This window comes from Pseudarthrobacter sp. rb (genome assembly GCF_056389225.1).
The window spans coordinates 169,899-187,859 of sequence record NZ_JBWJAR010000003.1; the positions used below are offsets into that span (position 1 = coordinate 169,899).

16 protein-coding genes and 1 riboswitch are annotated in these 17,961 nt (G+C 66.6%); of the genes, 4 read left to right on the forward strand and 12 right to left on the reverse strand.

Going from position 1 to position 17,961, the window contains the following annotated elements:
* Nucleotides 1-47 precede the first annotated feature (47 nt).
* The 7 genes from ACWRN3_RS05810 to ACWRN3_RS05840 form a co-directional block, all read right to left on the reverse strand.
* Complete coding sequence (locus ACWRN3_RS05810) at nucleotides 48-758, reverse strand: metal-dependent transcriptional regulator (RefSeq protein ID WP_476740101.1); 711 nt, start codon at nucleotides 756-758, stop codon at nucleotides 48-50.
* Between the two features lie 72 nt (nucleotides 759-830).
* Complete coding sequence (locus ACWRN3_RS05815) at nucleotides 831-1,589, reverse strand: class I SAM-dependent methyltransferase (protein WP_324642333.1); 759 nt, start codon at nucleotides 1,587-1,589, stop codon at nucleotides 831-833.
* 85 nt (nucleotides 1,590-1,674) lie between these two features.
* Nucleotides 1,675-3,093 carry an aminotransferase class V-fold PLP-dependent enzyme gene (locus ACWRN3_RS05820; RefSeq protein WP_476740102.1) on the reverse strand — a complete coding sequence of 473 codons (1,419 nt, stop codon included), beginning with the start codon at nucleotides 3,091-3,093 and terminating at the stop codon, nucleotides 1,675-1,677.
* A gap of 36 nt (nucleotides 3,094-3,129) precedes the next feature.
* A riboswitch (SAM riboswitch) is annotated at nucleotides 3,130-3,243 on the reverse strand.
* A gap of 152 nt (nucleotides 3,244-3,395) precedes the next feature.
* On the reverse strand, nucleotides 3,396-4,208 hold the full coding sequence (gene hisN, locus ACWRN3_RS05825; protein WP_255172615.1) for a histidinol-phosphatase: 813 nt from the start codon (nucleotides 4,206-4,208) through the stop codon (nucleotides 3,396-3,398).
* Nucleotides 4,209-4,252: 44 nt separating this feature from the next.
* On the reverse strand, nucleotides 4,253-5,368 hold the full coding sequence (rsgA, locus tag ACWRN3_RS05830) for a ribosome small subunit-dependent GTPase A (RefSeq protein ID WP_324642331.1): 1,116 nt from the start codon (nucleotides 5,366-5,368) through the stop codon (nucleotides 4,253-4,255).
* Nucleotides 5,352-6,740: a 3-phosphoshikimate 1-carboxyvinyltransferase gene (gene aroA / locus ACWRN3_RS05835; RefSeq protein ID WP_476740103.1), complete on the reverse strand. Its 1,389-nt coding sequence runs from the start codon at nucleotides 6,738-6,740 to the stop codon at nucleotides 5,352-5,354. Before aroA ends, rsgA begins: the two co-directional genes overlap by 17 nt.
* A gap of 6 nt (nucleotides 6,741-6,746) precedes the next feature.
* A complete protein-coding gene (locus ACWRN3_RS05840; RefSeq protein WP_255172613.1) occupies nucleotides 6,747-7,295 on the reverse strand; it encodes a DoxX family protein in 549 nt (182 codons plus the stop codon).
* 236 nt (nucleotides 7,296-7,531) lie between these two features.
* Between ACWRN3_RS05840 and ACWRN3_RS05845 the strand changes: the two genes are divergently transcribed.
* Complete coding sequence (locus tag ACWRN3_RS05845) at nucleotides 7,532-8,344, forward strand: sigma-70 family RNA polymerase sigma factor (RefSeq protein ID WP_476740189.1); 813 nt, start codon at nucleotides 7,532-7,534, stop codon at nucleotides 8,342-8,344.
* Complete coding sequence (gene rsrA, locus ACWRN3_RS05850) at nucleotides 8,341-8,601, forward strand: mycothiol system anti-sigma-R factor (protein WP_056334975.1); 261 nt, start codon at nucleotides 8,341-8,343, stop codon at nucleotides 8,599-8,601. Before ACWRN3_RS05845 ends, rsrA begins: the two co-directional genes overlap by 4 nt.
* 104 nt (nucleotides 8,602-8,705) lie before the next feature.
* Here rsrA and ACWRN3_RS05855 read toward each other — a convergent pair whose 3' ends face one another.
* The 5 genes from ACWRN3_RS05855 to ACWRN3_RS05875 all read right to left on the reverse strand — a co-directional run bounded on the left by ACWRN3_RS05855 (nucleotide 8,706) and on the right by ACWRN3_RS05875 (nucleotide 14,973).
* Nucleotides 8,706-8,780, reverse strand: a complete 75-nt coding sequence (locus tag ACWRN3_RS05855) for a 50S ribosomal protein bL37 (RefSeq protein WP_369299106.1) — start codon at nucleotides 8,778-8,780, stop codon at nucleotides 8,706-8,708.
* A 118-nt stretch (nucleotides 8,781-8,898) separates the two neighbouring features.
* Nucleotides 8,899-9,513, reverse strand: coding sequence for a PadR family transcriptional regulator (locus ACWRN3_RS05860; RefSeq protein ID WP_324642328.1), 615 nt, complete (start codon nucleotides 9,511-9,513; stop codon nucleotides 8,899-8,901).
* A complete protein-coding gene (locus ACWRN3_RS05865) occupies nucleotides 9,513-10,346 on the reverse strand; it encodes a DUF4097 family beta strand repeat-containing protein (RefSeq protein WP_476740104.1) in 834 nt (277 codons plus the stop codon). The genes ACWRN3_RS05860 and ACWRN3_RS05865 overlap by 1 nt, the downstream gene beginning before the upstream one ends.
* 85 nt (nucleotides 10,347-10,431) lie before the next feature.
* On the reverse strand, nucleotides 10,432-11,031 hold the full coding sequence (locus tag ACWRN3_RS05870; protein ID WP_141160025.1) for a GDSL-type esterase/lipase family protein: 600 nt from the start codon (nucleotides 11,029-11,031) through the stop codon (nucleotides 10,432-10,434).
* A 156-nt stretch (nucleotides 11,032-11,187) separates the two neighbouring features.
* A complete protein-coding gene (locus ACWRN3_RS05875) occupies nucleotides 11,188-14,973 on the reverse strand; it encodes a multifunctional oxoglutarate decarboxylase/oxoglutarate dehydrogenase thiamine pyrophosphate-binding subunit/dihydrolipoyllysine-residue succinyltransferase subunit (protein WP_476740105.1) in 3,786 nt (1,261 codons plus the stop codon).
* Between the two features lie 559 nt (nucleotides 14,974-15,532).
* On the opposite strand from ACWRN3_RS05875, the gene ACWRN3_RS05880 reads away from it, so the two are divergent.
* Together ACWRN3_RS05880 and ACWRN3_RS05885 are read left to right on the forward strand one after the other, a co-directional pair.
* The gene (locus ACWRN3_RS05880) at nucleotides 15,533-16,867 is read left to right on the forward strand and encodes a hemolysin family protein (protein WP_324642325.1); all 1,335 of its coding nucleotides are present in this window, start codon (nucleotides 15,533-15,535) and stop codon (nucleotides 16,865-16,867) included.
* The gene (locus ACWRN3_RS05885; protein WP_476740106.1) at nucleotides 16,864-17,934 is read left to right on the forward strand and encodes a hemolysin family protein; all 1,071 of its coding nucleotides are present in this window, start codon (nucleotides 16,864-16,866) and stop codon (nucleotides 17,932-17,934) included. The genes ACWRN3_RS05880 and ACWRN3_RS05885 overlap by 4 nt, the downstream gene beginning before the upstream one ends.
* Nucleotides 17,935-17,961: the final 27 nt, after the last annotated feature.

Consider the following 17,961-nt stretch of genomic DNA (forward strand, 5'->3'; position numbering starts at 1 on the left):
ACCTTCCACCATACGGGAGCCGGCCAAATCGGCGGAGGTGAACGGGGCTAGCTTCCCAGGACGCAGCCTGGGTGCGGGGTGTCGCTGGAGACCCACAACGCTGAGGCGATTTCGTCAGCAAGGTCGTAGTCGCGGGTGCCGCCGGAACCGGCGATCCGCACCATCAGGGCGCCGCCAAACGGCCTCCGTCCCATCACCTCGACTTCCGCGTCGAGGTCGATGTCCTGGGCGGCGAGGTACCGCAGGAGTTCAGGGTTGTCATCGCTGATCCTGGTGATCTTGCCGCTGTGTCCCTGGTCCAGCGCGGCGAGCAGGTGGGCGCGCGGCATCAGGACCTGGCCGTCCGCGGTGGGGATGGGGTCGCCGTGCGGGTCCCGCTTAGGGTCTCCGAGCTTCGCGGCGACGCGTTCGATGAACGTATCCGACACGGCATGCTCCAGCTGTTCAGCTTCATCGTGGACCTCGTCCCAGCTGTAGCCGAGCCGCTGGACGAGGTAGGTCTCGATGAGCCGGTGGCGCCGGACCATTGACAGTGCCAGCCGCAGGCCGGCCTCGGTCAGCGTGACGGCGCTGTAGGGCTTGTGGTCCACCAGGCCCTGGTCCTTCAGCTTCCGGACCATTTCCGAGACCGAGGAATTTGCCACTCCCAGCCGCTGTGCCAGCTGGGAGGACGTGATGGGCTTGTCCTGCCATTCGGTGAATGAGTAGATGACCTTGACGTAGTCCTCGATTGAGGAGGAGGGCGCGCTGGTCTTCACATGCCCAAGCCTACCGGTTTGGCCGGTGCGGCAGCGTGCGCTGCTTCAGCCACCCCCCGCAAACCGCGTGCGTCATGACTTGGTGGCGCGCCAGGCCAGGGTGAGGTAGGGAAGGTCAAGTTCCTGGCCGGGGGCATGGGCCAGGTGCTCGTGCAGGTACCAGTCCAGGTTGGCCAGAACTTTTGCCCGCGTCGCCTCGCCGGCACGCAGATAGTAGCTGCGCGACTTGGTGAGTTCCATCAAGTCACCGGTGGTCACCCTGTCCTGCCAGTGGGTGACGTGCCCTTCGAGCCCGTGGAATTCGGGCCCGACGACGGGCTTGTGGCCGGGTCGGTACACATCGCCGGCGTGCATGATCCGGGAGAGCCGGTGCACCCAGGGGATGGAGGTGTCCAGCTGGTTCCAGACCAGGCCGAGCGTTCCGTGCGGGCGCAGGACGCGCGCCAGCTCGGTGCTTGCCGCGAGGGGGTCGCACCAGTGCCACGCCTGGGCAACGGTGACGACGTCGAAGGCAGCGTCGGGAAGGCCTGTCGCCTCGGCAGTCCCCGGCGCAGCCGTGGCGGCGGGGCAGTGGGCCTTCAGCTGGGCGAGCATGTCCGCAGAGGGGTCGACGGCGGTGACGTTCAGCCCCATGGCCAGCAGCAACGCGGTGAACTTTCCCGTACCCGCGCCCACGTCCAGGGCGTCATGGGCTCCGGCCGGTACCAGCCACCGTGCAGATTCCGCAGGGTAGCCGGGCCGGACGCGCTGGTAGTGGCGGCCGCCGTCCTGGAAGCTCTGCCCGAGCTCCGTGCGCCGGCCGTGATCAAGCCTGGGGCCACCCCGAACCACGCGTGGCCTCCTTCTGGTGCTGCCTGCGGATGTCCTTCGAATTTACCGCATGCCCGGCATCAGCAGGCAGTCGCCGCCCCGCCGCTCAGTCGTCGAGGCAGGGGGCTGCGCCGGCCGTCCCGGGAGTGTTGGGCGCCCAGTGCGGGTAGGTGCGGACATCGTTGGCGGGCACCCAGCGGCCCGCGTCCACCACGTAGTCCCATCCCAGTCCGTTGCTGCGCAGTGTCCGGATGCCGGTGAGGAGGCGTTCGGCGTCCTCCAGCCGCGAACCCACGCCGAAACTTGCCCGGAGGGAACCGGACGGCAGGCCCAGGCGCTTCAACAGGGGGTGGGCGCAGAAGCGTCCGTCGCGCAGGCCCACCCCGTGCTCTGCGGAAAGGTAGGCGGCCACCAGCCCTGCGTCGTAGCCCTCGACTGAGAAGTTGACCACGCCGATGGTGTCCGTTTCCGGGTTGGTGTCCTTGAAGATCTGGTGGACGGTGACGCCGTCGATGTCCTGCAGGCCCTCCACCAGGAAAGACCTGATCGCTGACTCGTGGGCATGCCACCGGTCCTGGTCGAGTTCGGCGATGACCTGGGTGGCGCGGGCCAGGGTGGCGGCGCCAAGGACGTTCGGCGAGCCCCCCTCATGGCGGGCCGGCCCGGTGGCCCAGCTGACGCCGTCGAGCCGTGCTTCCTTGACCGCCCCGCCGCCGGCGAGGTGCGGGACGCCGGTGTCCAGCCAGTCGGGACGTCCCACCAGGACACCCGCGCCGAACGGCGCGTACAGCTTGTGGCCGGAAAAGGCGAGGTAGTCGACGCCGTCCGCGCTGATGTCCACCCGGCGGTGCGGAGCGAGCTGGGCCGCGTCCACCACGATCCGGGCACCGTGCTGGTGGGCCAGCGCGGCCAGGGCCCGGATGGGAAGAATCTCGCCGGTGACGTTGGAGGCGCCGGTGACCGCCAGCAGGCTGACTCCGCCCTGCTCCAGTTCGGTCCGGACGGCGTCCAGGGTGCCCGCCACCGTGTCGGCGGCAACGATGCTGCGGTGCGGAACCCCCTGCCACGGCAGGAGGTTGGCATGGTGTTCGATGTCCAGGTAGAGGACTTCGCCGTCATGCCGGCCGTTGGTGGCAGGCAGGCAGCCGGCCAGGAGGTTCAGCGAATCGGTGGTGTTGCGGGTGAAGATGACCGAATCGTCCGGCCGGCCGCCCACGAAGTCCCGGACAATGCTGCGTGCATTCTCGTAAACGGACGTGCTGATCTGGGACGCGTAGCCGGCCCCCCGGTGGACGCTCGCGTAGTAGGGCAGGATCTCGTTCAGGTAGGCGGAGACCACGGAGAGCGCCGGAGCGGATGCGCCGTAGTCAAGGTTCGCGTACCGGATGTGGCCGCCGGAAATCAGCGGTGCCTGGATTTCGGCGCCGGTGACGGCAGCAAGGGGACGGCCGGCAACGGCGTGGCGATCGCCGGCAATGCGGCCTTCGGCAATGGCGGGGTGGGGGGAGACGGTGGCAGTTGTCACAGAGACCTCACTTGAATACAGGACTCCGGCATAGGGAATCCGCGCTTGCCGCATCCACTCCGGACCGGCCTGGTCGTCACCCGGGGCACCCCGCCGCGAATGGAGGGTTGCCGGCCAGCAAACCGGGGTTTTGCGCTGGCACTCGTGACCTGCATAAAAGCGTAGGACATGGGGCGGCCAGGATTGAAGCCGCGGCAATTGTTAAGGGCTTTGTTACGCAATATCGAATAAACGACGCCGGACACCCCCGTCTGGAGGTGTCCGGCGTCGCAATGTTCGTTTAAGGGGGCAAATCGTGGCAGTTACAGCAGGTCGTCCAGGTACGGGTTGAGGCGGTGCAGCACTTCTGAGTGCAGGATCGAGTTGGTGGCCAGCGCGTTCCCGCCGAACGGTCCGTCCTCGCCTTCGAGGGAGGTGAACCGGCCGCCCGCCTCAACGACGATCGGCACCAGCGCAGCCATGTCGTAGAGGTTGAGCTCCGGTTCGCAGGCGATGTCCACGGAGCCCTCTGCCACCATGCAGTACGACCAGAAATCGCCGTAGGCCCGGGTCCGCCAGACGTCCTCGGTCAGCCCAAGGAATTCGTCGAGGTTTCCGCGTTCCTTCCAGCCGGTCAGGCTGGAGTAGGAGAGGGAGGCGTCGGAGAGGCTGGACACGTTCGAGACGCGCAGCCGGGTAGCAGCTGCCAGGGACCGGCCCATGTACGCGCCCATGCCCTTTGCCGCCCACCAGCGCTTGCCGAGGGCCGGGGCGCTGACGACGCCCACCACGGGCTCGCCTTCGTCCACCAGGGCGATCAGCGTGGCCCAGACCGGGACGCCCCGGACAAAGTTTTTCGTCCCGTCAATGGGATCGATGATCCAGCGCCGTGAACCGTGCCCGGTGCTGCCGAATTCCTCGCCCAGGACGGCATCGCGTGGCCGGGAGCGGGAGAGCTGGCCGCGGATGGCCTCCTCGGCTGCCTTGTCGGCGTCGGTGACGGGCGTCAGGTCCGGCTTGGTCTCAACGTGGAGGTCCAGGGCCTTGAAGCGGCCCATGGTCTGGTCATCCACGGAGTCGGCCAGGACATGGGCCAGGCGCAGGTCATCGTTGTAGCTCGAAGCGGGTTGGATCATGGTTACAAACTACCGTCTGCGGACGTTTCTGCCGGGAGAACGCGTCAGTTGACGCTGCCGAGCTCTTTGGTTTCCTGTGCTTCCATGCGGGGGTCAGCGCCGAGCAGCCGCCGGAGCGATGCCAGGCGTGCCGGGCCGGTGGGACCTGCGTGCCCGCCTGCCACCCAGTCGTCCAGGCCGCAGTTCACCGCGTTTACAGTGTGCTTGCAGCCGCGTTCACAGTTTTCGATGCCGGGGGAGAGGTCGGGGAAGGAGCGCAGGATCCGGTCCGGGTCCACGTGTGCCAGTCCGAAGGAACGGATGCCGGGGGTGTCAATGATCCAGCTGCCGGCCGGCGCGTCTGCCAGGCGCAGGGCCAGGGCTGACGACGACGTGTGGCGGCCGCGCCCGGTGACCGCGTTTACTCCACCTGTGGCCCGCTCGGCACCGGTCAGCGCGTTCACCATGGTGGACTTGCCCACGCCGGAGTGCCCCAGCATTACGGTGACCTTGCCGTCGAGGTGGTCGCGCAGGGCGGCGACCGCAGCGCTGTCCAGCCTTGCCGAGAGGCCGTCGTCGGACCTTGCGTCGATCCCCGAGGCTCGAGCATCCGCAGTCCGGCTGATGATCACCGGGAAGTCCAGGTGGGTGTAGTTGGACAGCAACTCCGCAGGGTCCTTGACGTCGGCCTTGGTGACCAGCAGGATCGGCTCGATTCCGGCGTCGTAGGCAGCCACCAGGGCGCGATCGATGAACCCGGTTCGCGGCTCCGGGTTGGCGGCAGCCACCACAATCACCAGTTGGTCGGCGTTGGCCACGACGGCCCGCTCAACGGGGTCGGTGTCGTCGGCGCTGCGGCGCAGGAGGGTATGGCGGTCCTGGATCTTTACCAGTCGGGCAAGCGTGTCCGGGGCCCCGGACACGTCCCCCACGAGCGAGACGAAGTCGCCGGCCACCACGGGCGAGCGGCGCAGTTCGCGGGCCCGCGCTGCGATGACAACGCGCTCGTTGTCCGAGTCTTCGCCCACCACTGCCGTGTACCGTCCGCGGTCCACCGTGATGATCCGACCGGTCACGGCATCGTCGTGGCTGGGCCGGTCCTTGGTCCGGGGCCGGGAGCCTTTCTTGCTGGGGCGGATCCGGACGTCTGATTCGTCCCAGGAATCAGTGCTCCGCGCCACTGCCGCGCCCTTCCGGCCCCGGCGCCCCGGCCGCATCCTGGGCCAGCATGCTTGCCCAGAGCTGCGGGAAGTCGGGCATGGTCTTGGCTGTGGTGGCGATGTCCTCCACCTGGACGCCGTCCACCGCGAGGCCAAGGATCGCCCCGGCAGTGGCCATGCGGTGGTCGGCGTAGCTGTGGACGACGCCGGCGTGCAGCCGGGCGGGCCGGATGACCAGGCCGTCGCTGGTTTCCTCGGCGTCGCCGCCGAGCCGGTTGATTTCCGCGACCAGGGCCGCCAGCCGGTCGGTCTCATGTCCCCTGAGGTGTGCGATCCCGGTAAGCCGGGATGGGCCGGAGGCCAGGGCACAGAGCGCCGCCACCGTGGGGGCCAGTTCGCTGGTGTCCGCGAAGTCGCCGCCCTTGATCTCCGGGCCGCCGGTGACGGTGAGGAGGCCGTCTTCCAGGGTGACGGTGGCTCCCATCCGGGTCAGGATGCCGCGCCAGAGGTCGCCCACCTGCTGGGTTTCCGTGGGCCAGTTGGGGATGCGGACCGTGCCCCGTGACGCCAGGGCCGCCGCCAGGAAGGGCCCGGCGTTGGACAGGTCCTGTTCAATCCTTTGGTCGAAGGCGCGGATGGGTCCCGGCGCCACCACCCAGTGGTTGGGGACCGAGTCGTCCACTGACACGGCGGCGCCGCGCAGGACAGCCACCGTCATGTTGATGTGGTCCAGGCTCGGCACCGGCTTGCCCACGTGCTCAAGGTGCAGGCCCTCGTCGAACCTTGCTCCCACCAGCAGGAGGGCGGAGACGAACTGCGACGAGGCGCTGGCATCGATCACCAGGTGGCCGCCCCGGACTGCGCCGGTGCCTTCCACCACGAACGGGAGCGACGACGGGGCGCTGCCGTCTTCGGCGGAAACGGCCACGCCCAGGGCTTTGAGGGCTTCGATGATGGTCCCCATGGGACGCTTCCGGGCATGCGGATCGCCGTCGAACACGCTGGCTCCGTTGCGGAGCGCCGCGAGCGGCGGGACGAACCGCATGACGGTGCCGGCAAGCCCACAGTCGATCCTGGTGGCGGACGGCGCGGCTGCCGCCGGGAGCGGAACAACCTCCAGGTCAGGTCCAAAGGAGCCGTCCCCGGGCACTTCGGTGATGGTGGCGCCGAGCTGCCTGAGCGCCTCGATCATGAGCGCGGAGTCCCTGGAGTGCAGGGGGGCCCGGAGCCGGGACGGTCCGTCCGCGAGGGCCGCGAGGACCAGGTACCTGTTGGTCAGGGACTTCGAGCCGGGGACGGTTACGGTGGCATTGACGGGCCGGGCTGCGAAAGGTGCGGCCCAGTGCTGGACGGGTGTTCCGGATGCGTCCCGGGTGGCAGCTGCTGCGGTCATTCGTGCTTAGGCTCCCGCGGCGTGCTCGACGGCGCGGCGTACGGCCTTGTCCGCCTTGTTCAGCTTCTTGGTGGTGGTCCTGCGGGCGTCGGCGGCCAGGTGCGAAGCGTTGCGGCGCGCGTCGGCGGCCAGGTGTTCGGCGCGCCAGGCGAGGCCGGGCTTGCCTGCAGTGTCCACGGATGCGAGCAGGGCGCCGCCACTGAGGGAGAGGTTCTTGAGCAGCTGGTTCCTGCGGCCTTCGCGCCCTTCCTTGCTGCTGATGTCCGCGCTGCGCCACTCAACGAAGGTGTTCAGGAGGGAGACCACGGTGAGCAGGCCGGCGGAGAGCCGGGAGAATTTGCCAAGGCCGAACAGGACGCCGGCTCCCACCTGGGTTCCGCCGATGACGCGGGCCAGGGTCTTCTCGCTCGTCTGGAAGGGCAGCGAGGCCGCAGCCTTGCGCAGCAGGGGGGAGAGCTGCTGTGCAGTGTCGTCGGAGTTCTTGAGCTTATCCAGTCCGGCAAGAACGAAACTGGAAGCGAGCATGGGCCGGGCGAGCGTGCGGACAAAGGACATGGATTTCCTCCTGGATGGACGAGCCGCGGCGAGCGGCGGAGTCGGTCCTAGTCTTGCACTTTTGGGGAATATTTGCCCGTGGAAGACGGTTATGGCTGTCGGGTCCGCGGGACGGGCCCGGCGATCATTCACCCGATACAGAGCGGAGTTGGGCCTTGCGGAAGGTGTTGGACGGGACCAGACAGGCAGGACCGGTGGCAGTGGACAAACTGGCCGCCGAGCCGCCGGAGTACGGCATGCCCCTTGCGGGGCGCCTGACAGTAGACTTGAAGGCAATGAGCACCCTGGATCCGGCCGTCGCGGCCATGTATGAGGCTTCTCCCGGCGAAGCGAACGGCAGGGCAGGCGCAGCGCCCCTGCCTGCCGGACAGGCAGATGCCGGTCCACTGGCCGTTGAAGCGGACGCTGAGGAGAGCACCGTGGACGTTGCCACCGAGAGCGTGGAGCAACGCCGGCTTCGCTTTGAGCGGGACGCCATGCAGTATGTCGACCAGCTGTACTCCGCGGCCATGCGTATGGCACGGAACCCGTCGGACGCGGAGGACCTGGTCCAGGAGGCTTACACGAAAGCTTTCTCGGCCTTCCACCAGTACAAGCCGGGCACAAACCTCAAAGCCTGGCTCTACCGGATCCTGACCAACACGTACATCAACCTGTACCGCAAGCGGCAGCGCGAGCCACTGCAGTCGAACTCGGACAGCATCGAGGACTGGCAGCTGGCCCGGGCGGAATCGCACACGTCAAGCGGACTGCGTTCGGCAGAGGCTGAAGCCCTGGACCACCTTCCGGATTCCGACGTCAAGAGGGCGCTGCAGGACATTCCGGAGGAGTTCCGCCTGGCGGTCTATTTCGCTGACGTGGAGGGCTTCGCCTACAAGGAAATCTCAGACATCATGAACACGCCCATCGGCACCGTGATGTCCCGGCTCCACCGCGGCCGGCGAATGTTGCGGGACATGCTCGCGGAATACGCCGCCGAGCGGGGATTCAAAACGGCCGCAAATGCGTCGGATGCGGCAGGAAGCAAAGCACAGGAGAACAGGAAATGAGCGACTGCCAGGGATTGGGCGACTGCGACGATACCCGGATGCAACGCATCTACGAGTACCTTGACGGGGCACTGACCCGTGAGGATATTACGGAAATCAAGAACCACCTTGATGACTGCCCCGAGTGCACGGAGCAGTATGACCTCGAGTGCGTCATTCGCAACATGGTCAAGCGGTCCTGCACGGAGTCTGCGCCGGACAATCTGAAGAACGCCATCCTGGACCGGATCCACGCGATCCGTCCCGTGGAGGCGTAGGTACAGGACGCGGTTCGCCCCGTCAGGGCCGAAGACAGCAAAGGACCCCGTAAGCCGAGTGGCTTGCGGGGTCCTTCACTTGAACCGTAGTCCCTGGCATTTGCCTAGGTGTTGGGGCGCTTCCCGTGGTTCGCGCCGCCACGCTTACGGTCACGACGCTTGCGTGCACGCTTGCTCATAGCTGGCCTCCTTACTGTTGGTACTCAAAAGAGCTGCCCTCAAGTCTCCCACATGATCTGGCGCCCCGCGAACCGGGAAACGGCGGATGACCTGCGGGAGGGCTGGCACGGCGGGGTGCTAGGGCTGAAGGGTGCCACGGATGGCCGCACGGGCTTCGTCCAGGGCCGTCCTCACGGTCTCCAGCGTCGCGGGGCTGATGGGCCGGTGCGTGGCCTGGCGCCGCAGGTCCGCGCGAAGCTCGTCGCGGAAATCCTGCAGCAGCAGTTCTGCCTCCCTGAGCGGCTGCCCCCTGCGCGCCTGCGGCTGGCCGCTTCCCGGCGGGGTGGTGGCCGACGCAGCCGCGGCACGGGCTGCCTCCGCCGCTGCGGCAAGGTCGCTGCGGAACCCCCGCATGCTGCTGCGGATGTCCTCCTTGAGGGTTCCGGAAAGCCGTTGCACCGAAGCTGCGATGTCATTCTCAACGCCCGCCAGGTCCTCCCGGCGCCGGTTCAGTTCAGCAAGGCCGGCTGCTGTGATGCGGTAGTTGGTGCGCCGTCCCGCCGGCTCGGTGGCCACCAGGCCGTCCTCTTCGAGTTTGCCCAGCCTGGGGTAGACGGTCCCCGCACTCGGTGAATAAGTCCCGCCGAACCGGTCCTTGAGCGCCTTGATGAGCTCGTAGCCGTGCTTGGGGCCGCTTTCGAGCAGGGAGAGGAGATAGAGGCGCAACGCACCGTGTGCGAAGACGGGAGGCATCAGCGTTCAGCTTCCCCATGGGAGTCGACGGGCGCGGGTGCGTGCGAGATGGAGGTTTTGCCGGACACCGAGTTGGTCCGGACAAGCATCAGTTGCCCATCGGGCCCGGCAATCGTCTCCACTTTGCCGTTCGTGAGGAGGCACTGGTGGCCGTCGAGGATGACCGCCCCGCCGGCGGACTTGGCCACAATGTCGATGCCCACGTCAGCCGGCAGGCTGATGGTGAGGTCTCCCGAGACGGAGTTGGAGCCAAAATCCTGCGTGTAATCGAGCAGGTCGAAGCTGAGGTGTCCGCTGACGGTGTTGGTGCGTACATGGCTGAAGTGGCCGGAGGCAGTGACCTCACCGGAGATGCTTTTGGCGGTGAGGACGCCCCGGTGGTTCCTGACGGCCACGCTGCCACTGACCGTGTTGACCTGCAGTTCGCCGGAGGTGTTGTCGGCAGTAACGGAACCCGACACGGTATTGAGGCGGACATGGGCGGAAATACCTGAGACGGTTCCTTCCCCCCTCACGGTTCCGGCTTCCACCTCCACTCCGCGGGGAACGAGGACGGTAATGACGGCCGAGTTGTCGCTGGTGTGGTTGACGGTCTCCATGAGGTTTTTGAACCAGCCCTGCGCGCCGTGCAGTTGGTGCCGGACTTCCAGCCTGCCGCCGTTCAGGGACACCGCCACGGGGTCGCCGTGGACCTCGGAGAATTCCAGGCGAACTGCGGGTTCGTCGTGCTCGATGATCTCAAACCTGCCCCCGACCATGCCGAGCTTCACGGCAGTCACGGCGTCGATGTCGATGGTTTGCGGGCTGGCGACAGTCCAGCTTTCTCCGGTCATGGTCCCCTCCAGAAGGCGATATATCGCGTTGTCGCTCCAACGTATCGCCGCCCGGTGGCGGGGTCAAGATATATCTCGAATGGCGCTACTGGGGCGCGTCCATGCCCAGCCACTGGAACCAGCCGCGGTGCAGTACCAGCCAGGCCATGAGGCCGTACCCGGCCTGGCCGGGGGTTCCACCGTTTGCGGCGAGGTCCTGGCGCCACTGTTCGTGGTTCAGCAGGGGCGAGAACGTGTCGACGTAGAGGTGCTTGCGGCGCGTGGTCACATCCGCGAAGGCAGTGTTGAGTTCGTCCAGCCGGCGGTTCTGGGCGGGGTCCAGGGTGGGGGGTGGCCCCACGACGAATACTTCGATCCTGTTCTGGGAAGCCGAGTCCAGGATATTGGCCAGGTTCAACCGGCTCCGTGCAGTGGAGAGGCCGAACTCGATGTCGCGACCGGAGAGGCCGATGACCAGCCGGTTCTCCGCCTGCGGGCTGAACCGCCTCCCGGCTTCGTCCAGCCAGCGTGCAGCGAGGCCTTCCGTACCTTCCTGCGGGCAGGGGAGGGCATAGCTTTCCAGCAGCATGCCGTCCTGGGGAGTGCGGGCCAGGACGCGGCCCAGCCAGCCAAGCGCCCGGGGATCGCCCAGTCCGGCCAGCAGTTCGTCTCCTACAGCCGCAATCCGCAGCTTCCTGTCTTCCACGCGTTCCTCTTTACTTCGGTACGGGTTTACTTCGTTACGGCCGCTGCCGCCGTTGCCGCCGCTGCTGCGGAGGCGCGGGGAGGCGCTGTCAATCCATTAAACAGAACTGCCCGGCCGGAGTCGGGTATTTCGACTCCGGCCGGGCAGCCTTACTGCTTACTTCCGTGCGAATGCCTGCTTCAGGAGGACATCCTGCTCCGCAGCGTGCCGTTTCATGGATCCGGCAGCTGTGGAGGCCGATGCCGGCCGGGACACCAGGCGGACGCGGCGGTCGAGGGCCTCCGGCAGGTGCAATCCCATGAACGGCCACGGCCCCTGGTTGGCGGGCTCGTCCTGGGCCCACACCACTTCGGCGTTGGGGTACTTGGCGAGTTCCGCTTCGATCTCGGCGTGCGGCAGCGGGTAGAGCTGCTCCACGCGGACGATGGCGGTGGTCTTGTCGCCGGTCTTCTGCCGGGTGGACAGGAGATCGTAGTACAGGCGGCCGGACACCAGGAGCACACGTTCGACGGCGGTGGCCGGCAGCTGCTCGTGGTCACCGATGACGGGGCGGAAGGTGCCGTTGGTGAAGTCCTCAACGGACGACGCGGCGGCCTTCAGGCGCAGGAGCTGCTTGGGCGTGAAGATGATCAGCGGCTTGCGCGGGCGGCTGTACGCCTGGCGGCGCAGCAGGTGGAAGTGCGAGGCCGCCGTGGTGGGGTTGGCCACGATCATGTTGTCCTCGGCACACAGCTGCAGGAACCGCTCGATCCTGGCAGAGGAGTGGTCCGGGCCCTGACCCTCGTAGCCGTGCGGGAGCATCAGGACCAGCGAGGAGCGCTGGCCCCACTTCTGCTCGGCGGACGAGATGAATTCGTCGATGATGGTCTGCGCACCGTTGACGAAGTCACCGAACTGGGCCTCCCACAGGACAAGGGCGTCCGGGCGTTCCACGGAGTAGCCGTACTCGAAGCCCATGGCGGCGTATTCGGACAGCAGGGAGTCGTAGATCCACAGCTTGGCCTGGTCATCGGAGAGGTTGCCCAGGGGCAGCCATTCCTTGCCGTTGGCACGGTCGTGGAAGACGGCGTGGCGCTGCACGAAGGTGCCGCGACGCGAGTCCTGGCCGGCCAGGCGAACGGGGACGCCTTCCATGATCAGGGAACCGAAGGCTGCAATCTCGCCGAAGCCCCAGTCGATGCCGCCCTCGCGGGACATCTGTTCGCGCTTCTCCAGAAGCTGCTTGAGCTTGGGGTGGACCGTGAAGCCGTCGGGGATCTCGACGTGTGCCTTGCCGATCCGGGCCAGGGTGTCGGCGCTGATGGCGGTGGAGGCCGGTGCGCTGACGCTGGAATCGGACTGCTGTGCCTTGGGCCGTTCGATGTCGGACACGGCAGCGGAGTCGGCGGTGACGATCGGGATAGGCGAGGTCTGGGCGGCGTGGGTCTCGGCAAAGACCCGTTCCAGCCGTTCCTGGTAGTCGCGGAGCAGCTGCTCGGCTTCTTCCTCGGTGATGTCGCCGCGGCCGATGAGTGACTCGGTGTACAGCTTGCGGACGGAGCGCTTGGCTTCGATGAGGTTGTACATCAGCGGCTGGGTCATCGAGGGGTCATCGCCCTCATTGTGGCCCCGGCGGCGGTAGCACACCATGTCGATCACAACGTCCTTGTGGAAGCGCTGCCGGAACTCATAGGCCAGCTGGCCGATGCGGACAACGGCCTCGGGGTCGTCGCCGTTCACGTGGAACACGGGCGCCTGGATCATCTTGGCAACGTCCGTGGAGTAGGTGGACGAGCGCGACGACGACGGGGCGGTGGTGAAGCCCACCTGGTTGTTGACCACGATGTGGATGGTTCCACCGGTGCGGTAACCCCGGAGCTGGGACAGGTTGAGCGTCTCCGCCACCACGCCCTGGCCGGCGAAGGCCGCGTCGCCGTGGACCATAATGGGCAGGACAGGGAATGACTCGCCCTGGTCCAGCCGGTCCTGCTTGGCCCGGACGATGCCTTCGAGGACGGAGTCCACGGCTTCCAGGTGCGACGGGTTGGCGGCGAGGTAGACCTTGGTCTCCTTGCCGTTGTCGGAGGTGAAGGTGCCTTCGGTCCCCAGGTGGTACTTGACGTCACCGGAGCCCTGCACAGAGCGCGGATCCTGGGTGCCTTCGAACTCGCGGAACACCTGGGCGTAGGTCTTGCCGGCGATGTTCGTCAGCACGTTGAGGCGGCCACGGTGGGCCATGCCGATCGCAACCTCGTCCAGGCCGTCGTCGGCGGCATCGGACATGATGGCGTCAAGCAGCGGGATCAGGGACTCGCCGCCTTCCAGGGAGAAGCGCTTCTGGCCGACGAACTTGGTCTGCAGGAACGTCTCAAAGGCCTCGGCGGCGTTCAGCTTGGAGACAATCCGCAGCTGTTCCTCGCGGCTGGGCTTGGAGTAGGCGTGCTCCAGCTGGTCCTGGAACCACTTGCGCTCGGCAGGCTCCTGGATGTGCATGTACTCGATGCCCGTGGTGCGGCAGTAGGCATCGCGCAGGACGCCCAGGATGTCGCGGAACTTCAGCATCGGCTTGCCGCCGAAGCCGCCGGTGGGCCATTCGCGGTCCAGGTCCCAGAGGGTCAGGCCGTAGGTGAGGACGTCGAGGTCCGGGTGCTTGCGCTGGACGTACTCCAGCGGGTCGGTGTCCGCCATGAGGTGGCCGCGGACGCGGAAGGAGTGGATCAGCTGCTGGATCCGGGCGACCTTGTTGATCTCGTCGGCCGGGTCTACCTGCAGGTCCGGGCTCCAGCGGACGGGCTCGTAGGGGATGCGCAGGGCTTCGAAGATCTCGTCGTAGAAATTCTGCGCGCCCAGCAGCAGCTGGTGGACCAGCTTGAGGAACTCGCCGCTGCCTGCGCCCTGGATGACGCGGTGGTCGTACGTCGAGGTCAGGGTGAGGACCTTGCTGATGGCGTTTTGGGCGATGATCTTTTCGCTGGCGCCCTGGAACTCTGCGGGGTAGTCAAGGGCGCCGACGCCGATGATGGCGGCCTGGCCCTTGGAAAGGCGCGGCACCGAGTGGACGGTGCCGATGCCGCCGGGGTTGGTCAGGGACACGGTGGTGCCCTGGTGGTCCTCGGCGGTGAGCTTGCCGTTGCGGGCCCGCTTGATCAGGTCCTCGTACGTGTGCCAGAACTCAGCGAAGTTGAGGGTTTCAGCCTTCTTGATGTTCGGGACCATGAGCAGCCGGGTGCCGTCGGGCTTGGGCATGTCGATGGCGATGCCGAAGTTGACGTGCGCCGGCTGGACTGCAACAGGCTTGCCATCCACCTCGTCGTAGTACACGTTCATGGAGGGGAACTGGGACAGGGCGCGGATCACGGCGTAGCCGATGAGGTGGGTAAAGGAAACCTTGCCGCCGCGGGCGCGGGCCAGGTTTGAGTTGATGACCACGCGGTTGTCGATGAGCAGCTTGGCCGGAATGGCACGGACGCTGGTGGCGGTGGGGACCTGGAGGCTGGTGACCATGTTGGTGGCGATGGCCTTCGCCGGTCCGCGGAGGACGGAGACGACGTCTTCCTCGGGTGCGGTGGGTGCCTTGACGTTCTTGGGCAGCTGCGCCGGGATGGGCTGCGAGCCGGTGCCGGCCTCTGTCTTCTTGCCGCCGTCGCGGGCTTCCGTGGCAGGGGCCTTCTTAACGGGTGCTGGGGCTGCCGGTGCGGCGGGCGCCGGGGCAGCAGCGGCCGGCGACGGTGCCGGTGCTGCGGAAGCCTGCTTCACGACGGGGAGTTCCCGGGTGGGAGGGTTGGCCTGTGCGGAATTTCCATTGGAAGAAGAACCGTTGCCCGAGTCGAAGGATTCAAACAGGGGCCACCACTTGGCATCCACGGCGGTTTTATCCTGCTGGTACTGCTCGTACAGTTCGTCAACGAGCCACTCGTTTCCGCCAAATTCCTCTGGTAGACGGTGGCTTGGCTGCTCTGGCACTTGAAATACGCCTCTTCCATGAGTTTGATTTCTCTTTGGCCCCCCGGTGCTTCAGCACTACGTTCGAACCAGTCTCTGCGTCCTCTGAACCCGGACCTTTGCAAGTCTAGTGAGCATCGTGTGTTAACTGCCAATAAGGGTGACTCAAATCATGAAGTGACGAACCAGGGCCCGAATATGGCGGCCGCCGGCCAGCCGCAAGGGGCCGCCCGGCTGCCCGTGCGGGGGTCGCGCAGGCAGGCCAACAGGCCACTTCCGGCCGCCCGGCCCAGCGTCCGGCGCGGGGCTGCTCCTGTAGACTGAAATTCTTATGGACAGTAAATCTAGGTGCCGGCCTGGGCGCTGTCAGCGGAGCTCGAAGAGCAGCGCCGCGCAGTCCGCCCCCAGAGCCGGCAAACCCCGACAACGCGCCCATCACCAGCCCACGGCCCAGCTTGCCGCTACCCGCACGGACCAGGCGTCGGTATCCGCCGATCATCCTCCGCCGGGACGAAACAGCTTTTCCACCCCACGGCCGACTACCCTTCCGGCTCAGCCCGCGCTCCGGGCGGGATGCTGAATGGAGTGGCTCCTCCTTGCAGCAGGCTTGCTGCTGATCGCCGGCACCGGGTTCTTCGTGGCCGTCGAATTCTCCCTTATCGCCCTGGACCAGGCAACAGTGCAGCGCGCAATCGACGACGGCGACACGGGCGCGGTGCCCTTGCTCACCTGCCTTAAGTCACTGTCAACCCAGCTGTCCAGCTGCCAGCTCGGCATCACGCTGACCACTTTGCTCACCGGTTATGTCATGGAACCTTCGGTGGGCCGCCTCCTCAAGGCGCCGCTGGGCGCGGTCGGACTTCCCGACGTGGCGGTGGAGTCCGTCTCCCTGATCCTGGCGATGGTGGTGGCGACGCTGCTGTCCATGCTCCTGGGTGAGCTGGTGCCGAAAAACATGGCCATCGCACTGGCGTTTCCCGTGGGCCGCGCCCTGGCGGGGCCGCAGCTCGTCTTTACCACCATCTTCAAACCGGCCATCCTGGTCCTCAACGGATTTTCCAACAAGGTCCTGCACGTCTTTGGGCTGGAAGCCAAGGAGGAGATTTCAGGTGCCCGTACGCCGGCGGAGCTTGCCTCGCTGGTCCGCAGGTCCGCTGCGATGGGAACCCTTGACGCCGGGACTGCCAACTTCATTGCCCGCACCCTGAACTTCTCCACGAGGACAGCGGCGGACGTGATGACACCGCGCATCAGGCTGGAGACGATCGACGCCGACCAGCCGGTCTCCGACGTCGTGGATGCGGCACGCAGGACCGGCTACTCACGCTTCCCGGTCATCGGGGACTCGGCCGATGACATCCGTGGCCTGGTGCACGTCAAGAAGGCCGTTGCCGTTCCGTGGGAACGCCGGCAGAACCTCGAAGCGGGCGCCATCATGACCGAGGTGCTGCGCGTGCCCGAAACCATCCACCTGGATGCCCTGCTGGCCGAGCTCCGGGAGGGAAACCTGCAGCTGGCCGTCGTGCTGGATGAATACGGTGGAACCGCCGGCATTGCCACCCTGGAAGACCTGGTGGAGGAAATTGTGGGCGAGGTGGCGGACGAGCACGACAAGGTCCGGCCGGGGCTGCTGCAAAGCGCCTCCGGTGACTGGTACTTCCCTGGGCTCCTCCGTCCCGATGAGCTGTCCGAGCACATACCTGGCCTGAGCGTTCCGGACGAAGCAGCCTATGAAACCGTGGGCGGCTATGTCATGAGCAAGCTCGGCAGGATTGCGGCCGTGGGCGACACCGTTCCGGTCAACGGCGGGACACTCAGCGTCACCCGGATGGACGGCCGCAGGATCGACCGTATCTGCTTCCACCCCGCGGCGGAGCCGGCTGCGCAGGATGCCAACCACAGGAGCAAGCCATGAGTGACTGGGCCGGAATACTGTGGCTGGGTGTCCTCCTGCTGGGCAACGCCTTCTTCGTGGCCGCTGAGTTCGCCATCATGTCCGCGCGCCGCAGCCAGATCGAACCCCTGGCCGATGCCGGCTCAAAGCGCGCCCACACCACCCTGCGTGCCATGGAAAACGTCTCCCTGATGCTGGCATGCGCACAGCTGGGCATCACGGTCTGTTCGCTGTTGATCCTGCTGGTGGCCGAGCCGGCAATCCACCACCTGCTCGCGGTCCCCATCGAAACGGTAGGCCTGCCGGCGGAAGTGGCTGACGTGGCAGCCTTCGCTGTGGCCCTGATGCTGGTGACCTTCCTGCACGTGACATTCGGCGAGATGGTGCCCAAGAACATCTCGGTGTCCGTGGCGGACAAGGCAGCACTGTTCCTGGCCCCGCCGCTGCTGTTCATCTCGCGGCTGGTCCATCCGGTGATTTCAGTCCTCAACTGGTCGGCCAACCACATCCTTAAACTGATGCGGATCGAGCCCAAGGACGAGGTCACGTCCTCCTTCACCCTGGAGGAGGTGCAGTCGATTGTCCAGGAGTCCACCCGCCACGGCTTGGTGGACGATGATGCCGGGCTCATTACGGGTGCGCTCGAGTTCTCGGAGCACACGGCCGAGGACATCATGGTCCCGATCGGAAACCTGGTCATGCTGGGGGCATCCACCACCCCCGTGGAGTTCGAGAAAGCCGTCAGCCGTACTGGTTTCTCCCGGTTCCCCATGCTGGACGAGGACGACATGCTCTACGGCTACCTCCATGTAAAGGACGTGCTGTCCATACCGGAGTCCGCCTATGAGCTGCCCATCGCCGAAAGCCGGGTCCGGTCCCTGGCAAACCTGGCGCTGGGAGACGAGATCGAAAAGGCCATGTCCGTCATGCAGCGCACCGGATCCCACCTTGCGCGGGTGATTGGCCCGGACGGCAATACGCGCGGGGTGCTCTTCCTTGAGGACGTCATCGAACAGCTGGTCGGCGAAATCAGGGACGCAACGCAGGCCACCGGAATCCGCAGGCTGGGCCAGCCAAACGGCAGCTGAGACCCCGTCGCGCCCCTGCTGCCCGCA